The sequence below is a fragment of the Terribacillus saccharophilus genome, from assembly GCF_002272075.1.
Taxonomy (GTDB): Bacteria; Bacillota; Bacilli; order Bacillales; family Amphibacillaceae; genus Terribacillus; species Terribacillus saccharophilus_A.
The window spans coordinates 134,055-158,505 of record NZ_NPBJ01000003.1; the positions used below are offsets into that span (position 1 = coordinate 134,055).

Annotated in this window: 27 protein-coding genes and 1 pseudogene; 16 read left to right on the forward strand and 12 right to left on the reverse strand. The window is 36.1% G+C overall.

From position 1 onward, the window contains the following. The first annotated feature begins 60 nt into the window (after positions 1–60). Both CHH48_RS01340 and CHH48_RS01345 read left to right on the forward strand, forming a co-directional pair. Positions 61–1,122 (forward strand): alkene reductase, encoded by a 1,062-nt coding sequence (locus tag CHH48_RS01340; protein WP_095217560.1) that lies wholly within the window; start codon positions 61–63, stop codon positions 1,120–1,122. An 84-nt stretch (positions 1,123–1,206) separates the two neighbouring features. After that, the gene (locus tag CHH48_RS01345; RefSeq protein ID WP_095217561.1) at positions 1,207–2,208 is read left to right on the forward strand and encodes an NADP-dependent oxidoreductase; all 1,002 of its coding nucleotides are present in this window, start codon (positions 1,207–1,209) and stop codon (positions 2,206–2,208) included. 565 nt (positions 2,209–2,773) lie between these two features. On the opposite strand, the gene CHH48_RS01350 is transcribed toward CHH48_RS01345, so the two are convergent. Together CHH48_RS01350 and CHH48_RS01355 are read right to left on the reverse strand one after the other, a co-directional pair. Further along, positions 2,774–3,070: a hypothetical protein gene (locus CHH48_RS01350; RefSeq protein ID WP_095217562.1), complete on the reverse strand. Its 297-nt coding sequence runs from the start codon at positions 3,068–3,070 to the stop codon at positions 2,774–2,776. Between the two features lie 529 nt (positions 3,071–3,599). After that, positions 3,600–4,463, reverse strand: coding sequence for a TetR/AcrR family transcriptional regulator (locus CHH48_RS01355; protein ID WP_095217563.1), 864 nt, complete (start codon positions 4,461–4,463; stop codon positions 3,600–3,602). A gap of 200 nt (positions 4,464–4,663) precedes the next feature. On the opposite strand from CHH48_RS01355, the gene CHH48_RS01360 reads away from it, so the two are divergent. Further along, complete coding sequence (locus tag CHH48_RS01360) at positions 4,664–5,128, forward strand: GNAT family N-acetyltransferase (protein WP_095217564.1); 465 nt, start codon at positions 4,664–4,666, stop codon at positions 5,126–5,128. Positions 5,129–5,169: 41 nt separating this feature from the next. Here CHH48_RS01360 and CHH48_RS01365 read toward each other — a convergent pair whose 3' ends face one another. The 8 genes from CHH48_RS01365 to CHH48_RS01400 all read right to left on the reverse strand — a co-directional run bounded on the left by CHH48_RS01365 (position 5,170) and on the right by CHH48_RS01400 (position 11,136). Further along, positions 5,170–6,051 (reverse strand): alpha/beta fold hydrolase, encoded by an 882-nt coding sequence (locus tag CHH48_RS01365; RefSeq protein WP_095217565.1) that lies wholly within the window; start codon positions 6,049–6,051, stop codon positions 5,170–5,172. Between the two features lie 27 nt (positions 6,052–6,078). Beyond that, positions 6,079–6,864, reverse strand: coding sequence for a tyrosine-protein phosphatase (locus CHH48_RS01370; RefSeq protein WP_095217566.1), 786 nt, complete (start codon positions 6,862–6,864; stop codon positions 6,079–6,081). A gap of 69 nt (positions 6,865–6,933) precedes the next feature. Beyond that, positions 6,934–8,364: an MDR family MFS transporter gene (locus CHH48_RS01375; RefSeq protein WP_095217567.1), complete on the reverse strand. Its 1,431-nt coding sequence runs from the start codon at positions 8,362–8,364 to the stop codon at positions 6,934–6,936. Between the two features lie 648 nt (positions 8,365–9,012). After that, complete coding sequence (locus CHH48_RS01380) at positions 9,013–9,291, reverse strand: MmcQ/YjbR family DNA-binding protein (protein WP_095217568.1); 279 nt, start codon at positions 9,289–9,291, stop codon at positions 9,013–9,015. A 327-nt stretch (positions 9,292–9,618) separates the two neighbouring features. Further along, positions 9,619–9,978: a rhodanese-like domain-containing protein gene (locus CHH48_RS01385; RefSeq protein WP_095217569.1), complete on the reverse strand. Its 360-nt coding sequence runs from the start codon at positions 9,976–9,978 to the stop codon at positions 9,619–9,621. Positions 9,979–9,998: 20 nt separating this feature from the next. Then, positions 9,999–10,478 (reverse strand): DsrE/DsrF/DrsH-like family protein, encoded by a 480-nt coding sequence (locus CHH48_RS01390; protein WP_095217570.1) that lies wholly within the window; start codon positions 10,476–10,478, stop codon positions 9,999–10,001. A gap of 44 nt (positions 10,479–10,522) precedes the next feature. Beyond that, complete coding sequence (locus CHH48_RS01395; RefSeq protein WP_095217571.1) at positions 10,523–10,750, reverse strand: sulfurtransferase TusA family protein; 228 nt, start codon at positions 10,748–10,750, stop codon at positions 10,523–10,525. A gap of 125 nt (positions 10,751–10,875) precedes the next feature. Beyond that, complete coding sequence (locus CHH48_RS01400) at positions 10,876–11,136, reverse strand: metal-sensitive transcriptional regulator (protein WP_077309246.1); 261 nt, start codon at positions 11,134–11,136, stop codon at positions 10,876–10,878. Between the two features lie 697 nt (positions 11,137–11,833). On the opposite strand from CHH48_RS01400, the gene CHH48_RS01410 reads away from it, so the two are divergent. The 7 genes from CHH48_RS01410 (at position 11,834) to CHH48_RS19910 (ending at position 15,696) form a co-directional block, all read left to right on the forward strand. After that, positions 11,834–12,148 (forward strand): rhodanese-like domain-containing protein, encoded by a 315-nt coding sequence (locus tag CHH48_RS01410; RefSeq protein WP_095217573.1) that lies wholly within the window; start codon positions 11,834–11,836, stop codon positions 12,146–12,148. A gap of 20 nt (positions 12,149–12,168) precedes the next feature. Then, positions 12,169–12,741 carry a sulfurtransferase TusA family protein gene (locus tag CHH48_RS01415; RefSeq protein WP_095217574.1) on the forward strand — a complete coding sequence of 191 codons (573 nt, stop codon included), beginning with the start codon at positions 12,169–12,171 and terminating at the stop codon, positions 12,739–12,741. A 24-nt stretch (positions 12,742–12,765) separates the two neighbouring features. Continuing rightward, on the forward strand, positions 12,766–13,158 hold the full coding sequence (locus CHH48_RS01420) for a DsrE/DsrF/DrsH-like family protein (protein WP_095218064.1): 393 nt from the start codon (positions 12,766–12,768) through the stop codon (positions 13,156–13,158). A gap of 14 nt (positions 13,159–13,172) precedes the next feature. Continuing rightward, positions 13,173–14,297 carry an MBL fold metallo-hydrolase gene (locus CHH48_RS01425; RefSeq protein ID WP_095217575.1) on the forward strand — a complete coding sequence of 375 codons (1,125 nt, stop codon included), beginning with the start codon at positions 13,173–13,175 and terminating at the stop codon, positions 14,295–14,297. A 26-nt stretch (positions 14,298–14,323) separates the two neighbouring features. Beyond that, on the forward strand, positions 14,324–14,584 hold the full coding sequence (locus CHH48_RS01430) for a sulfurtransferase TusA family protein (RefSeq protein ID WP_095217576.1): 261 nt from the start codon (positions 14,324–14,326) through the stop codon (positions 14,582–14,584). A gap of 18 nt (positions 14,585–14,602) precedes the next feature. After that, positions 14,603–15,382: a sulfite exporter TauE/SafE family protein gene (locus tag CHH48_RS01435; protein WP_095217577.1), complete on the forward strand. Its 780-nt coding sequence runs from the start codon at positions 14,603–14,605 to the stop codon at positions 15,380–15,382. A 212-nt stretch (positions 15,383–15,594) separates the two neighbouring features. Further along, on the forward strand, positions 15,595–15,696 hold the full coding sequence (locus CHH48_RS19910; RefSeq protein WP_342747509.1) for a DUF302 domain-containing protein: 102 nt from the start codon (positions 15,595–15,597) through the stop codon (positions 15,694–15,696). Between the two features lie 334 nt (positions 15,697–16,030). Here CHH48_RS19910 and CHH48_RS01445 read toward each other — a convergent pair whose 3' ends face one another. Further along, on the reverse strand, positions 16,031–16,606 hold the full coding sequence (locus CHH48_RS01445; RefSeq protein WP_095217578.1) for a YdhK family protein: 576 nt from the start codon (positions 16,604–16,606) through the stop codon (positions 16,031–16,033). A gap of 803 nt (positions 16,607–17,409) precedes the next feature. Between CHH48_RS01445 and CHH48_RS01460 the strand changes: the two genes are divergently transcribed. Next, positions 17,410–18,078 (forward strand): DNA alkylation repair protein, encoded by a 669-nt coding sequence (locus CHH48_RS01460; protein ID WP_095217580.1) that lies wholly within the window; start codon positions 17,410–17,412, stop codon positions 18,076–18,078. 206 nt (positions 18,079–18,284) lie between these two features. Here the strand turns inward: CHH48_RS01460 and CHH48_RS01465 are convergent, their stop codons facing one another. Then, on the reverse strand, positions 18,285–19,307 hold the full coding sequence (locus CHH48_RS01465; RefSeq protein ID WP_095217581.1) for an alpha/beta fold hydrolase: 1,023 nt from the start codon (positions 19,305–19,307) through the stop codon (positions 18,285–18,287). A gap of 142 nt (positions 19,308–19,449) precedes the next feature. Here CHH48_RS01465 and CHH48_RS01470 point away from each other — a divergent pair, with 142 nt between their 5' ends. The 5 genes and pseudogenes from CHH48_RS01470 to CHH48_RS01495 all read left to right on the forward strand — a co-directional run bounded on the left by CHH48_RS01470 (position 19,450) and on the right by CHH48_RS01495 (position 24,279). Continuing rightward, positions 19,450–20,352, forward strand: coding sequence for a LysR family transcriptional regulator (locus CHH48_RS01470; protein ID WP_095217582.1), 903 nt, complete (start codon positions 19,450–19,452; stop codon positions 20,350–20,352). A gap of 318 nt (positions 20,353–20,670) precedes the next feature. After that, positions 20,671–21,198 (forward strand): annotated as a pseudogene (locus tag CHH48_RS01475) (recombinase family protein). A 677-nt stretch (positions 21,199–21,875) separates the two neighbouring features. Beyond that, positions 21,876–22,145: an HPr family phosphocarrier protein gene (locus CHH48_RS01485; RefSeq protein ID WP_095217584.1), complete on the forward strand. Its 270-nt coding sequence runs from the start codon at positions 21,876–21,878 to the stop codon at positions 22,143–22,145. A gap of 219 nt (positions 22,146–22,364) precedes the next feature. Continuing rightward, on the forward strand, positions 22,365–22,982 hold the full coding sequence (locus CHH48_RS01490; protein WP_095217585.1) for a histidine phosphatase family protein: 618 nt from the start codon (positions 22,365–22,367) through the stop codon (positions 22,980–22,982). Between the two features lie 262 nt (positions 22,983–23,244). Beyond that, positions 23,245–24,279 carry an AraC family transcriptional regulator gene (locus tag CHH48_RS01495; RefSeq protein ID WP_095217586.1) on the forward strand — a complete coding sequence of 345 codons (1,035 nt, stop codon included), beginning with the start codon at positions 23,245–23,247 and terminating at the stop codon, positions 24,277–24,279. Positions 24,280–24,451: the final 172 nt, after the last annotated feature.

Here is a 24,451-nt window from a genome sequence, read left to right on the forward strand (position 1 = left end):
CCAATTCTTGTGCAATCATTCCACTAATATCAATATACCTATGAACAAGGAGGAAGTTATATGAGCAAGTTATTTGAATCAGTCAAAATTGGAAACATAGAACTAAAAAACCGTTTGGGTATGGCACCAATGACAAGGAGTAGAGCACTTCCAGATGGCACACCAAGTGATTTGGCAGCAGAGTATTACGGCCAACGTGCATCTGTTGGTTTAATAATAAGTGAAGGCACTCAACCCTCAGATGATGGTCAGGGATATTCTAATACACCTGGTATTTATACAGAATCACACATTGAGGGATGGAAAAAGGTAACATCAAAAGTGCACAACGAAGGAGGACGAATCTTTATTCAACTTATGCATGTAGGCCGTGTATCACATCCCGACAATACGCCTCATCACCGTCAAGCTGTGGCGCCTTCTGCTATTGCGCCTAATACAGAAATATTTACAGCACAAGGGATGAAGGAGATTCCTGCACCTAGAGCGTTGAGTGAAGAAGAAATAAAGGATGTTATAAATGAGTTTCGCTTAGCAGCACGAGCAGCGGTAGAAGCTGGTGCAGATGGGGTTGAGATCCACGGAGCAAATGGTTACATTATTCAGCAGTTCTTAAGTGAAAATGCAAATCACCGTCAGGATGCGTATGGTGGAACGATTGAAAATCGCTCGCGATTTGCCATTGAAGTAGCAAAAGCAGTTGTGGATGAGATTGGTCCAGAGCGAACGGGCATACGCTTCTCTCCTCAAGGAACACTAAATGGTATAGAAGAGGGCGAAACAAGTAGTGAGATGTATCGTTATTTAATCAGCGAGTTAGATAAGCTCAACCTTGCATATCTACACATCATGCACTTCGGAAACGAATCATTAATACAAGATATACGTCAACTTTGGTCACAAGCACTTCTTGTTAACCGAGCAGGACGTACTTTAGACCAACTTACAGTAGACTTGGATAATGAACTTGCAGACGTTATAACTGTAGGGACTTGGATGATAGCCAACCCGGACTTTGTCGAGCGATTAAAATTGGATGCCCCCCTAAATACGCCTGATAGAAATACCATTTATGCAGGAGGAGCGGAAGGGTATACAGATTATCCGTTTTTAAAAGAATAAAACAGACATGCTATGAATGATTGATAAACGAAAGAAAAACCATCAATGTAAGAGTTGATGGTTTTTTAAAAGGAGATTAAGAATATGAAAGCTGCTCAAATCACAAAATACTCAAAAAACATTGAAGCACAAATTGTTGATATCCCTATACCAAGTATTAAAGATAACGAAGTACTGATAAAGGTAAAAGTTGCTGCGGTAAATCCACTTGAAATCTTAAATATCACAGGAAGTGTAAAGTTAATACAAGACTATAATATGCCTCTTATATTAGGAAATGAACTTACAGGGATAGTTGAAAAAGTGGGTAAACATGACTATGGGTTTAAGGTTGGAGATCCTATTTATACAAGACTCCCTATTGAAAAAATTGGGGCATTTGCAGAATATGTTGCAGTTGATGCTAAATCCATATGGCATTTGCCGAAAAATTTAGATTTCGCTACTGGAGCTGGTGCACCTTTAACTGGTTTGACGGCATATCAAGGCTTAGTTGAAGAGTTAGGAGCAAAGAAGGGACAAACAGTGTTTATACCAGGGGGATCCGGAAGTTTTGGACAAATGGCTGTTCCTATAGCTAAAGCAATGGGATTAAAGGTTATTGTTTCTGGTAGTCCTTCCGCTAAAGAGAGAACGTTGAATGCTGGTGCAGATCAATATATTGATTATACAAAAGAAAATTACTGGGAAATATTAGACGAAGTTGATTTTGTAATCGATACTCTAGGTGCTGATGAATTCGAACGCGAGTTATCCATTATCAAACCAGGTGGTCGGTTACTAAGTCTTCGTACTGCACCAAATAAACAATTTGCAATAGATAAAGGTCTGCCTAAATGGAAACAACTTATTTTTGGATTAGTAGGCTCGAAATTTGATAAGAAAGCACGGAAAAAAGGTGTTCAATATCGCTTCATTTTCGTAAGAGCTGACGGAACACAATTGGAAAAAATCACAAAAATCATTGAAGAAAACAATATTGTTCCAGCCATTGACCCTGCCAATTTTACAATTGATGACATTAATGATGCATTACATTTAGTAGCAAAAGGAAAGACAAAAGGAAAAGTAGTTATTAAATTTTGAAGGTGAGTAGGAGTAGAAGTAGCAATGTCGATTCATTATTCTTATATTGACGCACCTAACTTATTTATTCAGCACCAGAATGGTAAACGGTATGCTTATAGAGAATTAGGCATTCCATTTGGAAAGGTTAATCGTATACCATCTTATTTTAATTCACTTAGATACTCGATATGAAAACGTTTCATCTGATTAGGTAATAACATCGATGTACATATACAAAACCCAGATTATATTCCGACTCTTATCCGACTACGTATGGAATGGGTATAATCACTGGCTTAACGGAACAAGAGTAGTGTGAAGCACTTTTTAAATAAGGAGCTGTCATTTAGTGAAGCAAGGTTTATTTATTAAGAGCGATTGAGGATAAAACGCGTTGAGATGATTAAACACGGATTAGAACAGGGTTTAACATACGATAATACAATTCGCTTAAGTCAACTTTTGAAAAATTAGATAAACCTGTTCATTCTTAATATAGAAAGGCTGTACACTACATCGGTGTACAGCCTTTTTTCTAGATCCTTTTCTGTCATATCTTAAAGAAAATTCGAGAAATATTCTCTTAATCTTTTTCAACCATTGTTTTGTTAACATATATTAAGATAATTAAATTTAAGATTAGCATAATTTCGAGTGCAGTTGCACTCCATGACCACGAAAGAGTGAAAGGCACAATGATTAAAACAGCACCAGTAATTAAATAAAAAGAACTTACGAGATTAATAAATTTTTGCCTTTTTTTGCGTATACGCTGCTGATTATATCCTCTTAGAAGATGTAATTTTTTTTTGACTGCAACTAGATAAGCTACAACAATAAATGCAATACCGAGTAATCCAGATATTATTTGAATTTGCATATAATCACCTCATGTATTATACGTTTAAGTATATGCAAGGATTCTAAAAAAAATTAGGAGAATACTTGCTTTTCTCTTTAATAAAACGTAACCAATTAACAGTCGCCTAATGGGTTTGCTACGGCTTTAAAATCAAGCTACACGGAAGCTGCTATATGTTAGAAGAGAGATGATGTATATACATCAATTAACTATTCTTGATCTCTATCTTGTAGCGTTCTTAGCCTTTCCTTTGGAATTTCCTAAAAGCTCTCCTGTTCCTTATGTTCAGTGATTATATTGTAACTGAGTAAATCTTCGACCATATCCATTTGGAGTTTTTCAGTGACATCGCTTCAGTGCATGCCTTTTTGTTCAACTTATTTTTTTTCCATTTATTTATCTTTTTATCTAGCAAGTCATACAGCTATTCCACTCGATCAGAAAGCTTATAAAAAAACGATAATGCAACTCACTTTTGTCTTAGGATAATGAGTAATATCTGCTTTTCTTTGAGTGTTATCTAATACATAAAAGATTATCATTAATATTATTGATATTTTGTTTTTTGTGTATTGATAATGTCAAATAATTCTTTCAGTATTTGTTGATAAGCTAACTGTGAGGAGGATAGTATCTGTAATTGACGAATAGCTCCTTCACAGACACCCCATCTTATATATGAACTTTGAGTTTCTTCAAATATAAAACTCATTAATTCTTTTTCCTCTTGTGAAAATTCATCACAATTTATCATGTTGTCGAGTAATCTTCTTATTTCTCTAATAGCTGATTCTTGATCGTCCAGTGAATTAGGCGATTTATACGGAAATAGAATTTGATTAGTTTGCTTTGTAATTTCAATGTTATTTTCTAAACGTAATATATTGTAATCTAAGATATCAGAGCTACTTATATTCAGCTTTATTTGGTCGGAATATCTAAACTGATAACCCAAACCCCCAATAAAATGAGTGGATAAATCCATTGCACTTTTCTCGATTTCTTTTCCATAAACGTCTATTAGGCGTTTTGCAAGCCAATTTAGTTCTTTATAATGGCTTTCTTTCATGTAACTTTGTAATTCCTCATCATTTTCACCTAAAGAGATATTATATAACTCTGAGATTTTCTCAGTCCCATAAACTGAGTGCTTCACGCGAAGCTGAGAATAAAATAGCTGCTTATCATATAGACTTCCGTCGAGTAGCAACATATTTTGTTGTTCATCAACTTTTTCGTCAACTTTTTGAATAATATAAAGAATTAATTGTGATTTCGTAGAGAAGTAATTATAAAATGTTCCTTTGGAAACTTTGGCTTGTTCCAAGATATCCTGGATTGCAGTATCGTGATAGCCTTTTGTTCGAAATAACTGTTTGGCCACTTCAATAATTTTTTCTTTTTTACCCATAAATTCTAACTCCTTAAAATATTATTGACATCATCATAATACCAAATTATCATAAAAATAAACCGAAGTATAGAAAAATACACTTACGTTCAATCGGTGCGAAAGGATCGAACCAACATACCAGAGGTTTAATACCTTTCCCAAGAATTATGAAGAGACCCCAAATAAGAATCCTGTCTATAAAACAAAGAGGTGATAAAATGAGTGTTATAATTGAACAATTTACAATGGCTACCAACTCTCATTATGAATTGCTATTAGATGCTGATCCATCGAGGAAGATCGTCGACTCCTATCTCTCTAAAAGCCATCGTATAGAAGCTAGGTGGGGGCTCCAAATAATCGGAGTTATTATTCTTATGCCAACACGACCTGAGACACTGGAAATAGTTAACATAGCAGTGAACAACGACTTTCAAAATCAAGGAATCGGAAGATTATTAATTGAATACGCTCTTGAATATGCCAGAGAACATAAATTTAAGACAGTGGAAATTGGTACTGGAAGTACAAGTCTTGGATCACTATATTTATATCAAAAATGTGGTTTTAGAATGACTCATATAGATAGAGATTACTTCTCAAGGCATTATGATGAAGAAATAATAGAAAATAAAATTGTATTAAGAGATATGGTGAGAATGTCACAAGATGTATGTTATTGATGCAGAAAGCCCTCATGAATAACGATGAGGGCTTTTATCTTTTAATTATTTGAGAAACTTAGAACTCTTTTATTAACTTGCACAGGCTTTTCCATCGACAACAGATGACCAACTCCTTTTATTATTTCTACTGTAATATGAGGAGATGAGTTCTTAGCACGATTATAAGCTTCCAGAGGATCATACATTACTTCTTTTTCTCCCAATAACAGTAGAAGTTGAGTTTGAATTTCAGCTAATTCGTCATCCATGAATATATAAGGAAATGCTTGTTTTGCTTGAGTTGCTTTTTGTGTAGGGGCCTCAGTCTTCCACTGCATTCCAGCTATTAATTGTTGTTCTATATGAGAATTAACAGTATGACGGTCATTAAAAATCCATTTTAGAAAGTTTTTAACCCCTACTTCGTTACTAACCAGCCCCATGGCGTAAGTATAGAATTCCCGATTGAAAGGAATGTAAGTAGCAGCTGGACTCATAATAACAGCTTTGTTTACCTTATGAGGGAAAAAGGTCAAGAAATTAACCGTATGTAAAGCTCCATAGGATATACCTACAATATTTGTCTTATCGATCTGCAGAGATTCTAGCAATTCGTTTAACCAAGTAGCGTAACTTAATCGATCTAAAAATTGTTTTTCTAAAATGCTTTTATTCTTATCTCCTACGATATCAACACAAATGACTCTATATTGCTTACTCCATTCTGCCACATTTGGATACCACATTGTCGAACTCATTTTAGCTCCATGCAAGAGGATTAGGGGTGGAGACAACAGATCTCCACTCTCAATTATATATGTTTTTCCATAAGTAGTTTCTAAAAAATACGAGGAAAATTTTGTTGGCCATAGCGCGTTTAATACTCTATCGTAAGATTGAAAATACATACTTTTGGGATCGTCTGACTTTAAATGATTCATTAGAATTCCTCCATTTGCATAATACTCTTACTCAATTATTAATTCTTGAAATCTTTTTAGGTTATATTCTGGTATTTTACAAGCCAGTTTTAAAAAACTTTCCAAATCTCCATATTGATTAAAAATATTGTTACATGCTTCTTCTAAATATTCTTCCCTAGCCTCTAAAATAGGTTTTATATGTTCTGGTGGAACACGAAATAAGCTTGCCCACTGAATGAACTTTTCTTTCTTTTTCATAGGAACAGCGATTAACTGGTTAGAAAGAAGATAGTCGTCCATTACTATTTTGTATGGAACTCCCGCAAACAATTGGATAACAGCCGATATAAAGCCAGTACGGTCTTTTCCTCCCGTACAATGGATGAGTGCCGGCAAGTTTCTTTGATCTGAAAGAAAAATAATAATCTGTTTTATTTCTTCGGATATTTCACTAGCCATGTGTTTATACATATCTTTCATAATGTCTTCAAAATTAATAGAATTCGACTTTGTAACTAGAAATTTAAAGAATTCAAGAAGTGTAAATTCTCTACTTTTATCGTGAATAGATATATTTAATACTTGGACCTTCGTATTACTTTGGAGGCGGCTGATTTTAGACTTCTGTTCATTCAGGGTTCTTAAGTCACAGATAGATTTTATATTCAATTGATTGAACTTTTTTAAATCGTTTTTAGATAGTCGCGACAATTCTCCTGATCGGAATAATATACCGGTTTTCATCATACGCCCATCTTTGGTTGGAAGTCCGCCAATATCTCTGAAATTATATAGCTTTTCAAATTTATAGATGTCTTTTCTATCTGGCATAACATTTCTCCCTAAATACTTAAAAGAGAGTTTTAAATAAGGAGGATCACTCTTTTAATAAGATATTGTTTATTTAGCTTCTTTTGATGGAGAAGCTATAAAAAGACACAATGTAAATGCAATGGTTATTAGAATGAAACCGGACATAAAGGCCTTATTAAGTCCATTCAGCAACGGAGTCATTGTAGTGCCACCATAAGAGTTTGAATATTTAGTCACCGCAGCAGACATAATCCCCACCATTACTGCGGATCCTAGAGAAGCAAACACTTGTCGAACAGTATTCGTAATTGCAGAGCCGTGACTTATCAAACTATTAGACAGTGCATTTATTCCCGCTGTGGCCAAAGGCATCATAACAAATCCCATACCTAGCATTCTTAATGAATAAAGACAAACAATCCACCAAGTAGCTGTATCCTCCGTAAGGAAAAAGAATGGAAAAGTTGCTACAGCTAGAATGAACATGCCAATCATTGATATTTTTTTAACACCATACTTATCGAATAGCTTACCTGATATTGGTGAGATAATTCCCAGCACAATCGCGCCAGGAAGTAATATCAGACCTGATTGAAGTGCCGATAAGTTTTTTAAAGTTTGTGTATAAATAGGTAAGAGAATCTCAAATCCAATCATTGTCATAAAAATAATAGCGACGATAATTGTAGACAATGTAAAAGTTTTACTTTTAAATACTCGTAACTCTAAAAAGGGTTGTGTTAGTTTAGATTGTCGATGAGAAAATAAACTTATAAAAATAATGCCCGCTACGCAAGAGAGCCATGTGATTTTATTTTGCCACCCTATATTACCGGCAACACTAATCCCATATAGAAGTAACCCTAAACCTAAGCTACTAAGCATAATAGAAAGTACATCAATCTTCGGTTTATTTAAATTTATGACATTTCTCATATAGAAACATGCAAGCAATATATTAACCATGGTAATTGGAAGAATTATATAAAATAAGTATCGCCAATTAAAATAATCAACAATCCATCCAGATAAAGTGGGCGCAATAGCGGGTGCAAACGCTATAACAACTCCTACTAACCCCATAGCTTCTCCTCGCCGTTCAACAGGATATACCAAAAACATCAGCGTCTGCATTAAAGGAATCATTAATCCTGACCCAATGGCTTGAATGATGCGTCCTATAAGTAGCATGTTATACGTAGTACTGATTGCACAAATTACAGTTCCTATTGCAAAGCTAAACATTGCTACCATAAATAATTTTTTATTATTTATGGTATTTAACAAGAATGCTGAAGTGGGAATCATTATGCCACTGATCAACATAAATGCAGTGATAAGCCATTGTGCATTAACTGCACTAATGTCTAAATCATCCATTATCTTTGGTAGAGCCGTGACTAATAACGTCTGATTTATAATGGTTAGAAAAGTACCAACCATTATAACGAGTACAAATCCTGTTCGATTAAATTGATTTCCGTAAATGTCGATTGGGTGCGTTCTAATTTTTGTCACTTCTTTTGTCTTCCTCTCACACTAAATTAAACTGTAGTATATTTTTATGAACTCTAGTTCAATACCATGATAGAATTGAATAATAAAGATGTCAATACCATTTTTTGGGACAATCAGTTGATGAAACGTCCTTCATTATAATGAATTATCTTCATATTTTAATTAGGCCTGTGTGATTTATATGATGCTTTTTTAATCGACTTTTAAGGAGATCTGATGTCTGAAACAGGGGCGGAAGGAGACCAAATTCTATACATGGGAAGGCGCAGGTGATTTCGGCGTGAATGCCAACATTACCTTCCAAGGAAACCCTGCTGTCGTACAATCAAAGGCAGAGCTAGGATTAGATGATGAAGCATCAGAAGAGGACAAAAAAGAGACTTAAACAGCTGAAGCTGGAAGGAGCTCTAAAATGTCTAAGGATGAGTTTGGTCAAATTAAGAAGGGCATGACAATTAAGAAGTGACAAATATTGTTAGTGGGGAAGGAAAACCTGCTGTCGTACAATCAAAAGCACAGTTGGGATTAGAATAAAAGAGCTGCCTTTAGGCAGCTCTAAAAAGACCCTTTTACACAGAAAAGGGTCTTTTCAAATTACTTATCCTTTGTTAAATCATAGCTTGTACTAATTAATTCATGGATTTCTTTCTAGGGAACAGTTCCGTCTAATATTATGGAGTTCCAATGCTCTTTATTTAAGTGATAAGCAGGTACAATAGAATCGTATTCATTTCTGAGTTGTTCATTCATACCAGGTTCGTTTTTTACATTAATCCAGATTCTGTTCTCTCTCTCGAATATCCATGCAAATGTTTTATCATTATCCTTATGTCTGATAAGTGTCCAATTATCATCTCGAAAGGGTTCATCTTCATAAACATCTTTATACTTTTTGCAATAGTTTATAGCTTCTTGTCTGTTCTTCATAATTAATCAACTCCTCAGTGTGTATATCCAATTCCTTTTATAAAGACCTTCCAAGAAGAAAGAATTCGCTCTGAGAGTCGCTAAGATTTTCCACTGAATAGCATCTCAACAAAAAAACCATCCAAGAAATAGGTCATCACAACGGCCTCATTTTGACCTTTACTACTTATACGTATATACCCAAACTTCCTAACTTCCATACTATTACTCACGGATTATCAGAAAGCAGATATTATCGTACTTGATATGCTCGTATTAGATACTACGCAATACAAGGACAATATGGCAACTCTTTAGATTGGCACTATATGATTTATGTTCTAACTATTAACGCCAAGTATTCATACCGCCTCTGACATTAGTTATACTATTGAACCCCATTTTTTTAAGCACTTTTGCAGCTTGCGAACCTCGCATCCCGCTTTGGCAGATGACAACTACTTCTTTATTTTGATTTAAGCTCGAAGCCTTACTTTTCAATTCGTGAAGTGGAATATTCTTGAATTGCTTAATATGCTTTGCTTTGTATTCACCAGAGGTACGGACATCGATAAACTGTTTATTCTTATCTTTTAAAATACCTTTCAGTACAGCGGCACTGATTTGTTTAGCTGCTTTGTTAGAGAAGCGATTTCTTATAACAAAATAGATTATTAGAGCTACAAGAATGTATAGGATATATTCCAAAGTTCTCTCTCCAATCAATATTAGATAAATAGATTTACATTGCCGTCTTCAGCATCACCAAGATATGCAGCCACACCTGCATACTCAATTTCATCTATCAATTCTTCTTTTTGTAGCCCCAGTAAATCCATTGTCATCGTACAAGCAACGAGTTTGACGTCTTGCTCTTGCGCCATTTCTATGAGCTGCGGAAGGGTCATTGCATTGTGTTTTTTCATTACTTTTTTAATCATTTTAGGACCCATTCCAGCCATGTTCATCTTAGAGAGACCCATTTTATCTGCACCTTTAGGCATCATCTTTGCAAACATCTTCTCCAGAAATCCTTTGTTGACCGTTACATCTTCCGCTTTGCGAAGAGCATTTAATCCCCAAAATGTGTGGAATATTGTAACCTCATGGTCATATGCAGCAGCACCATTGGCTATTATATATGCTGCCATTGCTTTATCATAATCACCGCTAAATAAAACGATAGTCGTACGTTTCGTTTCTGACATTTTCATTTCTCCTATTCTTTGATACCTGTATAGGTATAATTTTGTTATGCTTTTTTAATCCAAAACTTCAATACGCCATCTTCTTCTGTATCTTGTAGTGACGCATGGCCGCCGGATTTCGCCCATGCGCTGACATCAGCTTTTGCCCCTTTGTCAGTCGCATGTACTTCCAACACATCTCCTACATTCAGTTCATTAATTGCTTTCTTCGTTTTAACGATTGGCATTGGACAAGCTAGTCCTTTGGCATCTAACACTTTATTACTTTGCATAGATTAATTCCTCCAACATTTCAATTTACCCATAGGGGTATTATTTTCTGTAAAAAAATATCTAAATTACCCATAGGGGTATATTAAAGGGCGTGAGGATGAAAGTCAACCCCACTACTATTTACTTATCGGCTTTTAACTAACAAATTTACTGCTTCCTTCACCAATTCGTCAGCTTCTGTCCCGTTCTCGTTAGCTTCTCGAACACATTCCACTAGGTTAGAGCTCACAATTACACCAATAGTGCGGTCAATCGCAGTTCTTGTAGCGCTCAGCTGTGTAATAACGTCCTTGCAGTCTTTATCTTCTTCCATCATTTTTAATATACCGCGTAACTGTCCCTCGATACGTTTTATTCTATTTTTACTTTGGTTATCATATTTCATAAGGTTTCCTCCTTAAAGAAGTTTTAGTATATTGCAATTACAATCGCATTCCGTTAATTTAAAGCCGATTACATTGTAGCCTTTATTTTGCAATATTCTTATTCCGATATTTTTTTCTACTTTATTAGAAGCGATGACGAAAACTTGATCACCCTGTATTTCGTGCATATGCCGTTTAAGATACGCAACTGGAATTTGAATTGTATCGTCTACATAACTTCCATAAGATTTATTATAATCGCGTAAGTCTATTTTAACCACTTGATTAATTTGTGAATACAATCTATCGCTACAAGGAACATTTAATACAGGAAAGTATCTTCTGTAAAGGCTGAAAGAGACAAGAAGCGCGAAGATTAGAAGCGTAGAGATCATTATCACCAATCCTCTAATAGTAATTAAAAAACAGAATGTTACTCAACTCAATATATACCCTTAAGGGTATCAAGTCAATGTTTTATAATCTCAGCTTATATTAGGTAAAGATAGAAGATATCATTAATAATTAGGTATGAAAATAATTACAGATTTCCGTTGTTGACATTATTTTTTTTGTTTGCTAATATACCCTCATGGGTATTCGAGATCTTAACGAAGCTCATTCTTAAGTTATTTTTTTTACTTTATAAAATACCCATACTGGTATATAGATGAGGATGATAAGTTCTTACCACACTAACAATAAAGGAGGAGCAAAATGAGTATAAAACCAGAAATCGAAGCAATTTTGCCATCAAAAGTGGTGGAGAGTCTAGCAAAGAAAGAGAAGCTTCACATTATTGATGTAAGAGAACACAACGAAGTGGCTCTGGGTAAAATTCCAGGTGCTAAACACATTTCATTAGGAGAGGTTCTGACACGCTTAGACGAATTGGATAAAGATAAGGAATACATCATGGTATGCAGATCCGGAAAACGTAGTGGACTGGCTTCAGAGTGGTTAACAGATAAAGGGTTCAAAGTGAAGAATATGACCGGTGGCATGAATGACTGGAAAAGTGAAACAGAATAAACCTAAATGGGGGATGAAAAATGAGTATTAAAACAGATCATGTATTGGATGCGAAAGGACTAGCTTGTCCGATGCCAATCGTCAAAACAAAGAAAGCAATGAAAGAGGTCATGCCAGGACAGGTTATCGAGGTTCAGGCCACTGACAAAGGTTCTCTAGCAGATATTCAAGCTTGGGCAAAAAGCAGCGGTCACCAGTATCTCGGTTCAACAGAAGAAGGAGAGGTATTGAAACACTACCTTCGCAAATCAGGTGATGCAGAAGCGAAAGAAGATAAAAACTTCCCGCATACCGTTCAAAACGAAGAAATTATTCAGAAACTGGATTCAGGTGAAGACGTCGTAATTCTGGATGTTCGGGAGCCAGCTGAATATACATTTGGCCATATACCAGGAGCAGTTTCTATTCCATTAGGAGAACTGGAAAATCGTATGGACGAGATCAGCAAAGATAAAGAAATATACGTTGTCTGCCGAACAGGCAGTCGCAGTGATTTGGCTTCTAAGCAAATGGAGGAAAAAGGATTCGAAAATATCAAGAATGCTGTCCAGGGTATGGTGGAATGGTCTGGCCCATTAGAAAAGAATCAATAATAACTCAAATAGGAGGAATTGAAAATAACAACTAAAGTAGCAATCATCGCAAGTAACGGAAGTTTGTTTGATGCATATAAAGTGTTCAACACAGCAACTGCTGCAGCAAGCGACGCAGAAGTAGGGATATTCTTCACTTTTGAGAGACTAAATTTGATTCATAAAGAAGCTCACAAGCAGCTTCCAATTCCAGCAGGAAATGAACATTTTGAAGAAGGTTTTAAGTGGGAAAATGTACCTTCCATTCCTGAACTAGTGGAAATGGCTCAAGAGTTAGGTGTGAAAATCATTGCATGCCAAATGACAATGGATGTAATGAGTTTAGATAAAGATCAGTTTATAGAAGGCATTGAAGTCGGGGGAGCAGCGAGCTTCATCCATTATGCATCCGATGCCAACATCAGTTTGACATTCTAAGGAGGAAAGGGAATATGAAATTAATTACTGCAAAAGAAGCAGCAGAAAAGGTATTAAGTAAAGAACCTTTATTTATTCTGGATGTAAGGAACCAAGATGCATTTGGTGATTGGAAAATTGAAGGCTTTCATATTGAACATTTGAACGTGCCGTACTTCGATTTAATAGAAGGTGTCGAAGAACTCGTTGATAAAATTCCAAAAGATAAAGACTTGCTTGTCGTATGTGCTAAACAAGGATCATCCGAAATGGTAGCAGAAATGTTGGATGAAGCTGGTTTTGAAGATGTGCTCGTCTTGCAGGGTGGAATGAGAGCTTGGAGCGAGTATCTTAAACCCGTTAAGATTGGGGACCTTAGCAATGGTGGATCCATCTATCAGTTTGTCCGCGTTGGTAAAGGCTGTCTCTCGTACTTCATCGAATCTGATGGCGAGGCACTCATCGTTGACAGCAGCCGATCTGTAGATAGTTATATTGATTTCGCCAAAGAGAAAAACATCACAATCAAGCATGTTGTAGATACTCATCTTCATGCTGACCATATTTCCGGAGGACGCCTGTTGCGTGAAAAGACTGAAGCAGTTTATCATTTGCCTCCAAAAGATGCGGAGGAAGTTCAGTTTTCCTATGAGCCGTTAGAAGAAGGGAAAGATTTGCAAGTAGGTGGAGCGACTGTACGAGTTCAGTCTGTCTACTCTCCAGGCCATACAATCGGAAGTACCAGCTTGATTGTGGATGATAAGTACTTGCTGACCGGAGATATCTTGTTTGTGGAATCAATTGGACGTCCGGATCTTGCTGGAAAAGCAGGTGACTGGGCAGATGATTTACGTAATACGCTTTATAACACGTATGAACGACTAAATGATGAGCTTATCGTCCTTCCTGCACACTTCAGCAATACAAGTGAGCTAGGAGATAATGGAGCAGTTCAGGCAAAACTGGGTGATTTATTTGAAAAGAATGATGGTTTAAATATGGACGAAGAAACATTCCGTAAAGCAGTATCAGAAAATCTACCACCTCAGCCGAATGCTTATCAAGAAATTCGTCAAACAAATATGGGTAAGATCAACCCAGAAGCTAACGAACAAAGTGAAATGGAAATTGGACCGAACCGCTGTGCCATTCATGGTTAAATCAAGAAATAAAGGAGCTTATAAAAATGAACAGTGATAAAGTGTTAGACGCGAAAGGACTAGCTTGTCCAATGCCGATCGTCAAAACAAAGAAAGCGATAAATGAGTTAAATGCAGGAGATGTGTTGGAAGTACATGCGACTGACAAAGGGGCAAAAGCCGACCTTAGTGCATGGGCAAAATCTGGCGGTCATGACTTACTGCAAGATACAGAAGAAGATGGCGTATTGAAATTTTGGATAAAAAAGGTTAATCCAGAGGAGGGAGAGTTACTCCCTCTTTTTTAGTAAGAGAGGAGCAGCAGAATGGATATCACTTTCATTTTGATTCTATTCGTCATAGGTCTGATTGGTTCGCTGCTGTCCGGTATGCTCGGAGTCGGCGGGGCAATCATAAACTACCCCTTGTTATTATATGTACCTGTTTTATTGGGTTTCACAGGTTTTAACGCTTACCAAGTATCCGGTATTGTGGCTGTTCAGGTATTCTTTTCGACACTTTCCGGGGTATTTGCTTACCGTAAGGGGAATTACTTGAATAAACATCTCATACTGACCATGGGGATTGCTGTCTTGGTTGGAAGTTTTATTGGGAGCTTTGGTTCACGTCTTTTAGCCGAAGAAGACATCAACCTTGTATATGGAATATTAGCTATCATTGCATCAATAATGATGTTTGTACCTAAGAAGGGGAAGGATGATATAGAGCTGTCCGACGTTACATTTTCTATAGGGTTGGCAGCAGGTTTATCATTCTTAGTGGGGATAGGAGCAGGGATTGTAGGAGCTGGAGGAGCATTTCTTCTCGTGCCAATCATGCTAGTTGTGCTGAAAATACCTACTCGTATGACAATCGCCACATCCTTGGCTGTTACATTCATTTCTTCTATAGGGGCTGTTGCGGGAAAGCTCTCAACAGGTCAGGTTCCGTTGATTCCTTCCATTGTTATTGTTGTCGCAAGTCTCATTGCTTCGCCGATAGGGGCTGCATTAGGAAAGAGGATGAATGTTAAACTGCTTCAGGTAATACTTGCTGTACTGATTATTGCTACAACAATCAAAATATGGATGGATATCCTTAGCTAACTTGCACTAGAACTAATGAGAAGGAGATGGATGAATATATTTCATTATGCTGTGGAGACTTCCCATACTGTAGAAGAAGCTATTGAATCTTTGGAAGAGAATCTGAAAGAAGAACAATTTTGACATCTAGGAAAAGGTTAGACAAAGGCTTGAAGTTCAATTAATCGTTTTGCGTACTTGAAGTATGTAATTTTTTTGATGCCCAACGAGTTATACAGCATAATAAGTTAACGGGTTATATCCTTCCATGTAAGATAGTTGTCTATGAAAGTGATGATGATACCAAAATAGACATGCCAATACCACCGCATTAGTGGGGTTAACTGAAGATGATGGTGTTAAAGGCTATGCAAAGGAAATTGAAGATCGATTAATTGAATGTATAAATCAATCGAAGTAAGAAAGATTTTTAGCATTACAAATACCCCCACCTGGTTAGGTGGGGGTATTTGTAATGCTAAAAGAAGAGTTACATTCTTATAGTTCCCTATAATCCTCTTTTCTATTGTATATAGAGCATTTCCTATCGAGTCACATTCACTCTGCCATCATCTTAAAAGTATTAAAACGTATATTACATGCTTTTATACCTTGCTAAACATTATATAATACACTGTTTGTATATTTCGTTCATCTATAATTCCATATTCATTCAGCTGGTGATAATTCATCATCTATTAACCATTTGTGGTTTTTAACTTCTTCTCCTCCAGTAGTTGGAGTGAAGTCAACCATATAAACAGTTGTTTTTTTTGCTGATTCTATAGTTGCCTTCGCACCATCCATGCCTTCCATGTGATCAGCATTAAGAATAACCTCAGTACCAGACTCTATTGTATCAGTTTCTGCACCTTCTAATTCCTCTTGAATGACCCATTTGTGGTTAGCAACCTTTTCTCCCCCGGTAGTTGGATTGTATGAAATTACATATGCAGTAGTATCATAAGCCCCCGATATTGTGGCTTCTGCACCTTTCATGCCTTCCATGTGATCTGCCTCAATTATTACTTTGTTTCCCACTGGGTATGTAGGATTCTCTTTTTCCTGTAAACCTTCGGGTAAATCACCTGAGCTAGAGTGGTTCATACTGGAGTGATTCATCTCAGAATCACTATCACCCTCATTTGAACTAGACATATCGTTATTCTCTCCGTTGGAACAAGCAGCAAAACCTAATACCAAGATTACCAAGAGTAATGAGAGTATAATCTTTTTGAATTTCATATCTATCTCCTCCTTCAATTAAAAATACCCATATAGGGTATTTTTAAAACACGACTTATTATTCATTTTTTTGCCACTTATTATAAAGATTTTCAGTAGATAGCAGAATCAAGATACTACATTTATGTACAATGTTTGTTTATTTTCAGAAGCGATAATATAAACATGTTGATGGAAGTATAGACATCTGACTTGAATAAGTTGAGTTCAAAAAAGTACACTTTTACGAACGGTCTCATTTCAATTGAATAATAAATAAATTAACGTTCAAAGACATATAAAAATAGTTTTAGAACGTTGTTTGTATTACACATACTTTTACGAACGCTTTTGATAGAATTAAGGTAGAATAAGTCGGTGAGGTGTAATAATATGGAAGTGAGGAGGTTTGGATACATACGTATAAGCAGCAAAGTTCAAAATGAAGGCCGGCAGATGGAGTTTATGAAGAATCTGGGGCTAGATGAACCTCAGAATAACTACCAGACCAAACACTTTTGGGAGAAAGACACAAAATACAATTATTACAGCAGATGATATAATGACCTACTATGAAAAAAGTGTCCCTAGCATAGGGAATTTCAATATTGAATTTAATCCTAGCGATAGACCAGTTTGCAGGGTTTTTAATGATTTCTTCATTAAGAAAAAACCAAGTTTGAAGGAGTTTGTACAACAGCACATTTTTAACATTTCTAGGTTTGTCTTAACAACCATCACTTTTACTTACCCTTGTTGGATGGTTGATATTTCCCGTCAAGGACATATTATGAAACAGTGCTTTAATAAAGGAGTTGTATAAAATGGATGAAAAAAAAGATGCAGAAATAAAACGCTCTTCAAAAGCAGAAAACATTCTACCTCAGATCAATAGTAAAACTAAGCTAGGCGACTTACGAAAAATCGCGAAGGATATTAAAAAAGATCACGAACTAGCTATGGAACTTTGGTCAACCGAAGAGTTTTTGCCCAGACTATTAGCAATCTTAATTATGGACAAAAAACTTCTTTCACAAGATGTGCTAAATAAGCTTGATAGAGATATGCAGACCCATACTTTTGATGAGCGAAATAACTTAATGGATTGGTTAATGGCTAATCAGCTCACCAAAGACAAGCAGAAAATTGCATTGATGGAGTCATGGGGAAATAGTCCTTCTGCTCTTCAAAGGCGAGCTTTCTGGTATTATCAAGCGCGATTGAGATGGACTGGACAAACACCGCCTGATAACACCGCAGACCTGCTATCTGCATTAGAAGCTAATATTACGAAGGAAGAACCGGAAGTTCAATGGGCTATGAATTTCACCGCAGGCTGGATAGGCATTTATGATGAAAAGAATCGTGCGCGTTGTATTAAACTTGGTGAGAAAACGGGTCTTTACAAAGATGAAATAGTATCAAGAGGATGTACTCCCAGCTATTTGCCGGAGTTCATTACGATTGAAGTTAACAAACGACATAATAATTAGTTATCTCTGAAAAATTTATAGAGTTTAAAGAAAGGAATTCAAAGCCTCAAAATAGAAGAAACTCGTCTCAATAATTATTAAAGAGATTCCTTGAGTAAAAGTAAAGACGATTACTTCGGAGCTAATCGTCTTTACGCGATTAAATAGCTAGTATTGAATTAAGAAAGTTATCACTCGACATTCCCTACAACTTATATAATATTTATTTAATTGTTTGTGCGAAGCGTCAACAAACGCTTTAGTTTATTATCAATAAATTTATTATCGGTACTGTTAATTCCTCGACCGGCGAAATGTCCCCATACTGAATTAATAGGATGATATTCAACATTAGATATAAACTTAGCCTCATATTCGTTAGTTTCTGCGGTGCAGAAGAGATCAGTACTACCTGGCATGATGTAGGTAATCGCTTCAATACTTTTAAGTGCCTCCTTAAACTCTCCATTATAATCGGAGTTTGCACTAATATCTGCATGTTGTCCTGTCCATAACATGGCTAGAACATTGTGAGGATCCATACTCATAAAACTGTTTTCCCAAACTCCCACCGTAAAATCTTCTAAAAAGTTAAAGCCCATCTCACGAAAGAGTTCTTCTTTATAGAAAGTCTGTGATAATCCCCATCCTGCATAGACACGGCCAACTGCTCGCATGTCTTGAGAAGTTAATTGATTTAAATTATTAGAATCCGAGCCAACTGAGGCCATGAGCGCAGCCTTAAGTCCATCGAGGACCACGTAAGTTTGCGGCCAAGTCTTTGCATTTCCGCAGAAAGAGGCAATTCGATTCACCATGTTAGGATAACTTGCTGCCCATTGGAATGATTGAAGACCTCCCATTGACCACCCAACAACAAGATCAATCTTCTGAATGCCGAATTTTTCAGTCACCAGTCTATACTGTAATTGAACGTTGTCATAGATGGTTATCTGCGGAAAATTAGCTTTGTCGAATGGTGCAGGCGTATTACTTGGAGATGAAGATAATCCATTCCCTAGCAAATTAGGAACGATAATGAAATATTTCTGTGGATCTAGCGCCATTCCGTTTCCAATTAACCATTCATTATTAACATGTTGGTCGCCAAAAGCCGTTGGATAAACGATAACATTATCTTTCTTTTCATTCAATTTCCCGTAAGTTTTATAAGCAAGAAAAGCGTCTGGTAATGTCACTCCGGATTGGAAGGTTACATCACCTAAATTAAAAATCTCATACTCTTTCATTGTTTTCACTCCTATCTAAATGAAACACAAACGTTTAGAATGTATTTCTTGTTATTGAGTATATAACCGTGTTACTTTCAATAAAAGTGAACAAAATTCAATGTAGTATTCAATAATATTGAAAGTTAAAGGGGGATTTATCATGGAATTGCGCCAATTGAATACGTTTCAAACAGTTGCAACAACTTTAAATTTCAGTAGAGCTGCTGAAGCACTAAATTACGTACCCTCCAACGTCACGATGCAAATAAAAGCATTAGAGGAAGAGCTAGATGTTCGTCTCTTTGATCGCTTAGGAAAGCAGCTGGTTCTTACAACTGCGGGTAAACGTTTTTTAACTCATGTCCAGGACGTTTTAAACAAATTGGACGAAGCTCGCAGTAGCGTTCTTCATGACAATGAAGTTCTAAGCGGTACCCTAACAATTAGTGCCAACGAAGTAGTTTGCGCTTATCGACTTCCAGATGTCTTTAAACTCTTTCGTTCGCGATATCCAAGAGTTCGTCTTATCTTTCGATCTGTTCCAAATCTACAACTCAAACAAACACTTTTTGAGGGAACCTCGGATGTCGTTTTTGTACTTGACGAACACATTCAATCAACGGGACTTGCAGTAGAACCATTGACGAAAGAAACTTTTCGCCTTTTCGCCGCTCCAGATCATCCACTTGTGAGACAAAATGAATTACTGCTTGAAGATTTTCACGAAGAAGTGTTTCTAATTAATGAAAAGGGTTGTCCCTATAGAACCATGTTTGATCGAACATTTAATAAAGGTGACATTGACAGTATGTCATCTTTAGAGTTTCAAAGTGCCGAAGCTATTAAACAATGTGCAATTTCAGGAATCGGTATTGCCTTTCTTCCTGAAATAGTAGCTGAAGTCGAAGTTAACCGTGGCGAACTTATGCCTCTTTTATGGCCAATTCCAGACTTGGATGTATATACACAGATCTCATGGCATAAAGATAAGTGGCTTTCACCGATCATATTAGCTTTTATAGAGACAGCAAGGGAAGTTATGACTCTAGAGGAATTCTGTTGAATTAATTACCAGGACAGAGCAATATACGCTATACATTTCACAATATTGGGATAAGCCCTTAAACTAGCGATTTCATTATCTGGAACGCTAATTTAGGTTTTTTTTGCGGGGAATAATAAATTTGAAGCATACATTACTATTTATATTTGTAATAATTCTATGTGGCTGTACTGAAATCAAAAAGCAACAATCAAATCCGCGGTTATCGAAGAGGATAATCTAAACGGCGTGGATATGTAGTTGCTGATGTAGTAGGTGTCATAGCTGGAGTGTCAATGGCGAGGAATCTTACTGTGTATTCTTTATTGGGCTCTGCAGATGGAATCAATGAAGAGCCAAGGCTTGGATGAACGAGATATCTTCATCGATAAACAAATTGGGAAGGATTTTAACCGAGTTAACTACCAATTGCTAAAACGGATCATCAGAAAAGGCGATATTTTGTATATCCATTCCCGGGACTAGTTTGGAAGAAATGAGGAAAAAATTCTACAAGAGTGGAATGACATCACAAAAAATATTCAAGCAGATATCGTTGTACTTGATATGCCCTTATTAGACACCACACAATACAAAGACAGTATAGGAACCTTCATTGCAGATTTGGTATTAATACTTTCCTGGATGGCCCAAGAGGAACGTGATCGAATAAGAAAAAGGCAGTGTGAAGGAGTAGACGTTGCACTACAAAACTGTGTAAAGTTTGGAAGATCAAGAATAGAAACGACAGAAGAATTTAGGCACGTATATAAACGTTGGAAGTCTGGAGAGATAACTGCCGTTAATGCAATGAGGGAACTAGACTTAAAGAAAACTACCTTCTTACACCCGAATTATTGGGACTAGACGATGCACACTTCAACTTTGCATTAAGTAAGCTTTATGATGCAGAATTAATTTCTAATATTAAAGTTCACCGAACTAAAACTACTACATACCCTCTAGTTGTTTACCATACCGTTAGCCTAACTCCACCAGGAATAAGGTATATAGAGAAGAAGTTAGATATTAATCCGTATTAAGACAGTGAAGAAAAAAGTAAATCAGTTGCAAAGAAAATGAAAGATGCGGGACTGGATCGATTAGAAAATATTGCTGCAAAGGTAGTAGCTGAATTAATAAAAGGTGGAGGCATCCAATAAGATGGGTGCTTTTTATTTTTGGGATTTATTGTTCTTACTGTCTATATTATTTATTTACAATATCTCAAATTCGAATTGCATTACCAGATTAATTAAATTTTCGAGCAACATATCACTCCATATATATGAAAGTAGTCTCAATTTTCTTATTTCCAATTGCTTGTATGATTCTAATAACATGTTCACCTTTGTTCTGCACACACAAATCGATGTCACAAAGTATGAGCTCTCACAGCTAGATAGTGCATGTGAAAAGAGAGGATTAGGCAAGAATGAGCCACGATTAGGTACTCACGGTTGGTGGATATAAGGGATAATATGTAGTATGAAAGAAATATCTGATTGAACAGAACAAAATATTACACAGATGAGGTGGGAAGTATGACTGAAATGAATTTCTTATTCGGGCATAATTTAGGGTTAGCTCGTTTTGCTACAGTTTTAGTAAGTAATGCAGCTCAATTATCCTCGAGTGTAGTTTTGAAATATCACGGGCAAGCAATACATGTAACAAATCATCCTGACTCTATAATGGAAATTGTTAATCTAGATATAAAACCTTACGATCAGTATCAAATTCTTGTAGAAGGATCTGATGAAGCTGATGCACAATTTGTATATAAACTTAGATTACGTGAATTTGAATTATAGTTCCTGTTTGCAAATATTCGGCCGGTTCAGATTATGCGAAACGTGCGGATAATAATGCTATAAGGTAGACCATCTTTTTTACGTGGATAATTAAGCATAAGTTCCTGATATCTCCTGTCTCTATTAATTGCATAAATGTACTTCCTTTAAGATGTGGCATTGAATTCAGGTGAAGAGCTTCAATATTTTCTGTTTTGATATCCGATGAGGGGGATACAAATGAAAAAGACTTTATATCTTATGAGACACGGACAAACGTTATTTAATCATAGAAGGAAGATCCAAGGCTGGTGTGATTCACCACTAACGGAAATAGGAATAAAGCAAGCAGAGATAGCAGCTAGTTATTTTAAAAAGCAAAATATTATCTTTGACCATGCCTACAGTTCTACATCCGAAAGAGCAAGTGATACCTTAGAGATTGTAACTGATATGTCTTATACAAGATTAAAAGGATTAAAAGAATGGAACTTTGGAACTTTTGAAGGGGAAAGTGAAGATTTAAATCCACCACTTCCTTATGGGGATTTCTTTGTAAAATATGGCGGGGAAGATCAAAAGGATGTCCAAAAAAGGGTTGCTACAACATGTCAAGAAATAATGGAAGGAGATAATGAGGTTGTTTTAGCTGTATCTCATGGAGCCACTTGTAGGAACTTTATGAGATATTGGGAACATACAAGTTCGGTTATGCAACACGAAAGAATTGGCAATTGTTGTATTTTAAAGTTCGAGTATGAAAATAAAGAATTTAAATTAGTAGAGATAATAAATCACGATTTTAGTGGCTTATTAGACGAATCGAAATTTCTTCTAGTCCCTAATTTAAAGAAGTAAATCAAAAAAGACACTCTTCATGAGTGTCTTTCGTTTACTATCGTAATTAAGAGAATAATAATTAAAATGGCATTGAATAATGCTTGAAACTTAGACTGATGATTAGGTTAAGGATAAATACCTTGAAAGTATCTATCCATCTTGATTGGTCGATGGCGTTTTTGGCTAGTTTATTGTCATTTTATGATAGTTACTGTAGGACATATTTCAGCTATTCTTATAAAACAATGAAAAAAATACTTCAGATAAAGGAGTTCCTAAAGTGGCAGCCCAATCTAATGATCGTATAAAAATACCAACTTCTTTTTGGAGAGATTTACCTAAGATAGGGATTAAAGAACATGAGCTAATTCATAGAGCAAAACTGCCAGTCAATATTCTATCTGAACCGGTTATAGTAACTACTGACCAGTATTTTGCAATCTGGCAAGCAGTTTTAGATCTGATCGAGGATCCTGCTACTGGTATCCTCTCAATAGCTACAGACGTTAAAACTACTCAATTACCACCTTCTATTTTAGCTGCATACCATGCTCGTAGTTATCGAGAAGCATTAAATAGAATGGCAAGGTACAAACAATTATGCTCACCTGAACGTATAATTATTTCCGAAGAAGGCGAGATATGTACGATTGAGCTTGAATGGTTATATTCGGAGTTTAGTGAACCCCCAATGCTTGCTGGTGTAATAATGGCAACCTTACTTGAAATCGGAAGACTAGGTACAGGTCAGCCTTTGACGGCTCACTATGTAGAGTTTTCAGACTCCATGGGTAAGAAACACATCCTTGAAGATTACTTTGGTTGTGAAGTTAGATATGGATCACAACAAAATAAAATGACATTAAAATTAAGTGACTTAGACCGACTATTTGACTCCTATAATGCTGAGCTGCTAGAAATTCTAACTCCAGCCCTTGATCTATCCTTAGATGAGCAGCAGCGACGAAATTCAATAACTGAGACAGTCAAATCGATATTGAAACATAACCTATCCAGCGGTCGTCCTGACATTAATAAGGTTGCGGGTGAATTATCTATAAGTGAACGTACCTTGCAACGTCGACTTACCGGGGCTGGAACAAATTTTAAAGATTTACTAGCAGAAACTCGGCATGAGATGGCTCGAGATTATTTGGTAGATCCTTCACTGGATATTAAAGAAGTAGCATTTTTACTTGGATATGAAGAATTAAATTCGTTTTATCGTGCTTTTCGCCATTGGGAAGGTGAAACACCCTCTAATTGGAGAACAGAACATTTAAGTTCTAACTCTATGGTACCGCCATTTCACTAAATTAAAAAAAGTGGCGTTTTGAGATAGATTTATGGCGCCTTAAGATGATTACCGCATTAATAATAATAGGTAAGATAATATTAACCATCTGATGTAGCTATAAATGAAATACTTATTCGACCTACCAGTCAAGCGAAGCAGTCAGATATTAATACTATAACTTTTAAAAGGA

Coding starts and splice junctions, on each gene's coding strand:
- CHH48_RS01355 (WP_095217563.1), bottom strand. CDS start 4,463: ATGGGTAAAAAAGAAAAAATTATTGAAGTGGCCAAACAGTTATTTCGA.
- CHH48_RS01365 (WP_095217565.1), bottom strand. CDS start 6,051: ATGAATCATTTAAAGTCAGACGATCCCAAAAGTATGTATTTTCAATCT.
- CHH48_RS01410 (WP_095217573.1), top strand. CDS start 11,834: ATGAGTATAAAACCAGAAATCGAAGCAATTTTGCCATCAAAAGTGGTG.
- CHH48_RS01400 (WP_077309246.1), bottom strand. CDS start 11,136: ATGAAATATGATAACCAAAGTAAAAATAGAATAAAACGTATCGAGGGA.
- CHH48_RS01415 (WP_095217574.1), top strand. CDS start 12,169: ATGAGTATTAAAACAGATCATGTATTGGATGCGAAAGGACTAGCTTGT.
- CHH48_RS01460 (WP_095217580.1), top strand. CDS start 17,410: ATGGATGAAAAAAAAGATGCAGAAATAAAACGCTCTTCAAAAGCAGAA.
- CHH48_RS01485 (WP_095217584.1), top strand. CDS start 21,876: ATGACTGAAATGAATTTCTTATTCGGGCATAATTTAGGGTTAGCTCGT.
- CHH48_RS01360 (WP_095217564.1), top strand. CDS start 4,664: ATGAGTGTTATAATTGAACAATTTACAATGGCTACCAACTCTCATTAT.
- CHH48_RS01395 (WP_095217571.1), bottom strand. CDS start 10,750: ATGCAAAGTAATAAAGTGTTAGATGCCAAAGGACTAGCTTGTCCAATG.
- CHH48_RS01430 (WP_095217576.1), top strand. CDS start 14,324: ATGAACAGTGATAAAGTGTTAGACGCGAAAGGACTAGCTTGTCCAATG.
- CHH48_RS01490 (WP_095217585.1), top strand. CDS start 22,365: ATGAAAAAGACTTTATATCTTATGAGACACGGACAAACGTTATTTAAT.
- CHH48_RS01370 (WP_095217566.1), bottom strand. CDS start 6,864: ATGCCAGATAGAAAAGACATCTATAAATTTGAAAAGCTATATAATTTC.
- CHH48_RS01470 (WP_095217582.1), top strand. CDS start 19,450: ATGGAATTGCGCCAATTGAATACGTTTCAAACAGTTGCAACAACTTTA.
- CHH48_RS01425 (WP_095217575.1), top strand. CDS start 13,173: ATGAAATTAATTACTGCAAAAGAAGCAGCAGAAAAGGTATTAAGTAAA.
- CHH48_RS01340 (WP_095217560.1), top strand. CDS start 61: ATGAGCAAGTTATTTGAATCAGTCAAAATTGGAAACATAGAACTAAAA.
- CHH48_RS01445 (WP_095217578.1), bottom strand. CDS start 16,606: ATGAAATTCAAAAAGATTATACTCTCATTACTCTTGGTAATCTTGGTA.
- CHH48_RS01435 (WP_095217577.1), top strand. CDS start 14,603: ATGGATATCACTTTCATTTTGATTCTATTCGTCATAGGTCTGATTGGT.
- CHH48_RS01380 (WP_095217568.1), bottom strand. CDS start 9,291: ATGAAGAACAGACAAGAAGCTATAAACTATTGCAAAAAGTATAAAGAT.
- CHH48_RS01345 (WP_095217561.1), top strand. CDS start 1,207: ATGAAAGCTGCTCAAATCACAAAATACTCAAAAAACATTGAAGCACAA.
- CHH48_RS01465 (WP_095217581.1), bottom strand. CDS start 19,307: ATGAAAGAGTATGAGATTTTTAATTTAGGTGATGTAACCTTCCAATCC.
- CHH48_RS01350 (WP_095217562.1), bottom strand. CDS start 3,070: ATGCAAATTCAAATAATATCTGGATTACTCGGTATTGCATTTATTGTT.
- CHH48_RS01390 (WP_095217570.1), bottom strand. CDS start 10,478: ATGTCAGAAACGAAACGTACGACTATCGTTTTATTTAGCGGTGATTAT.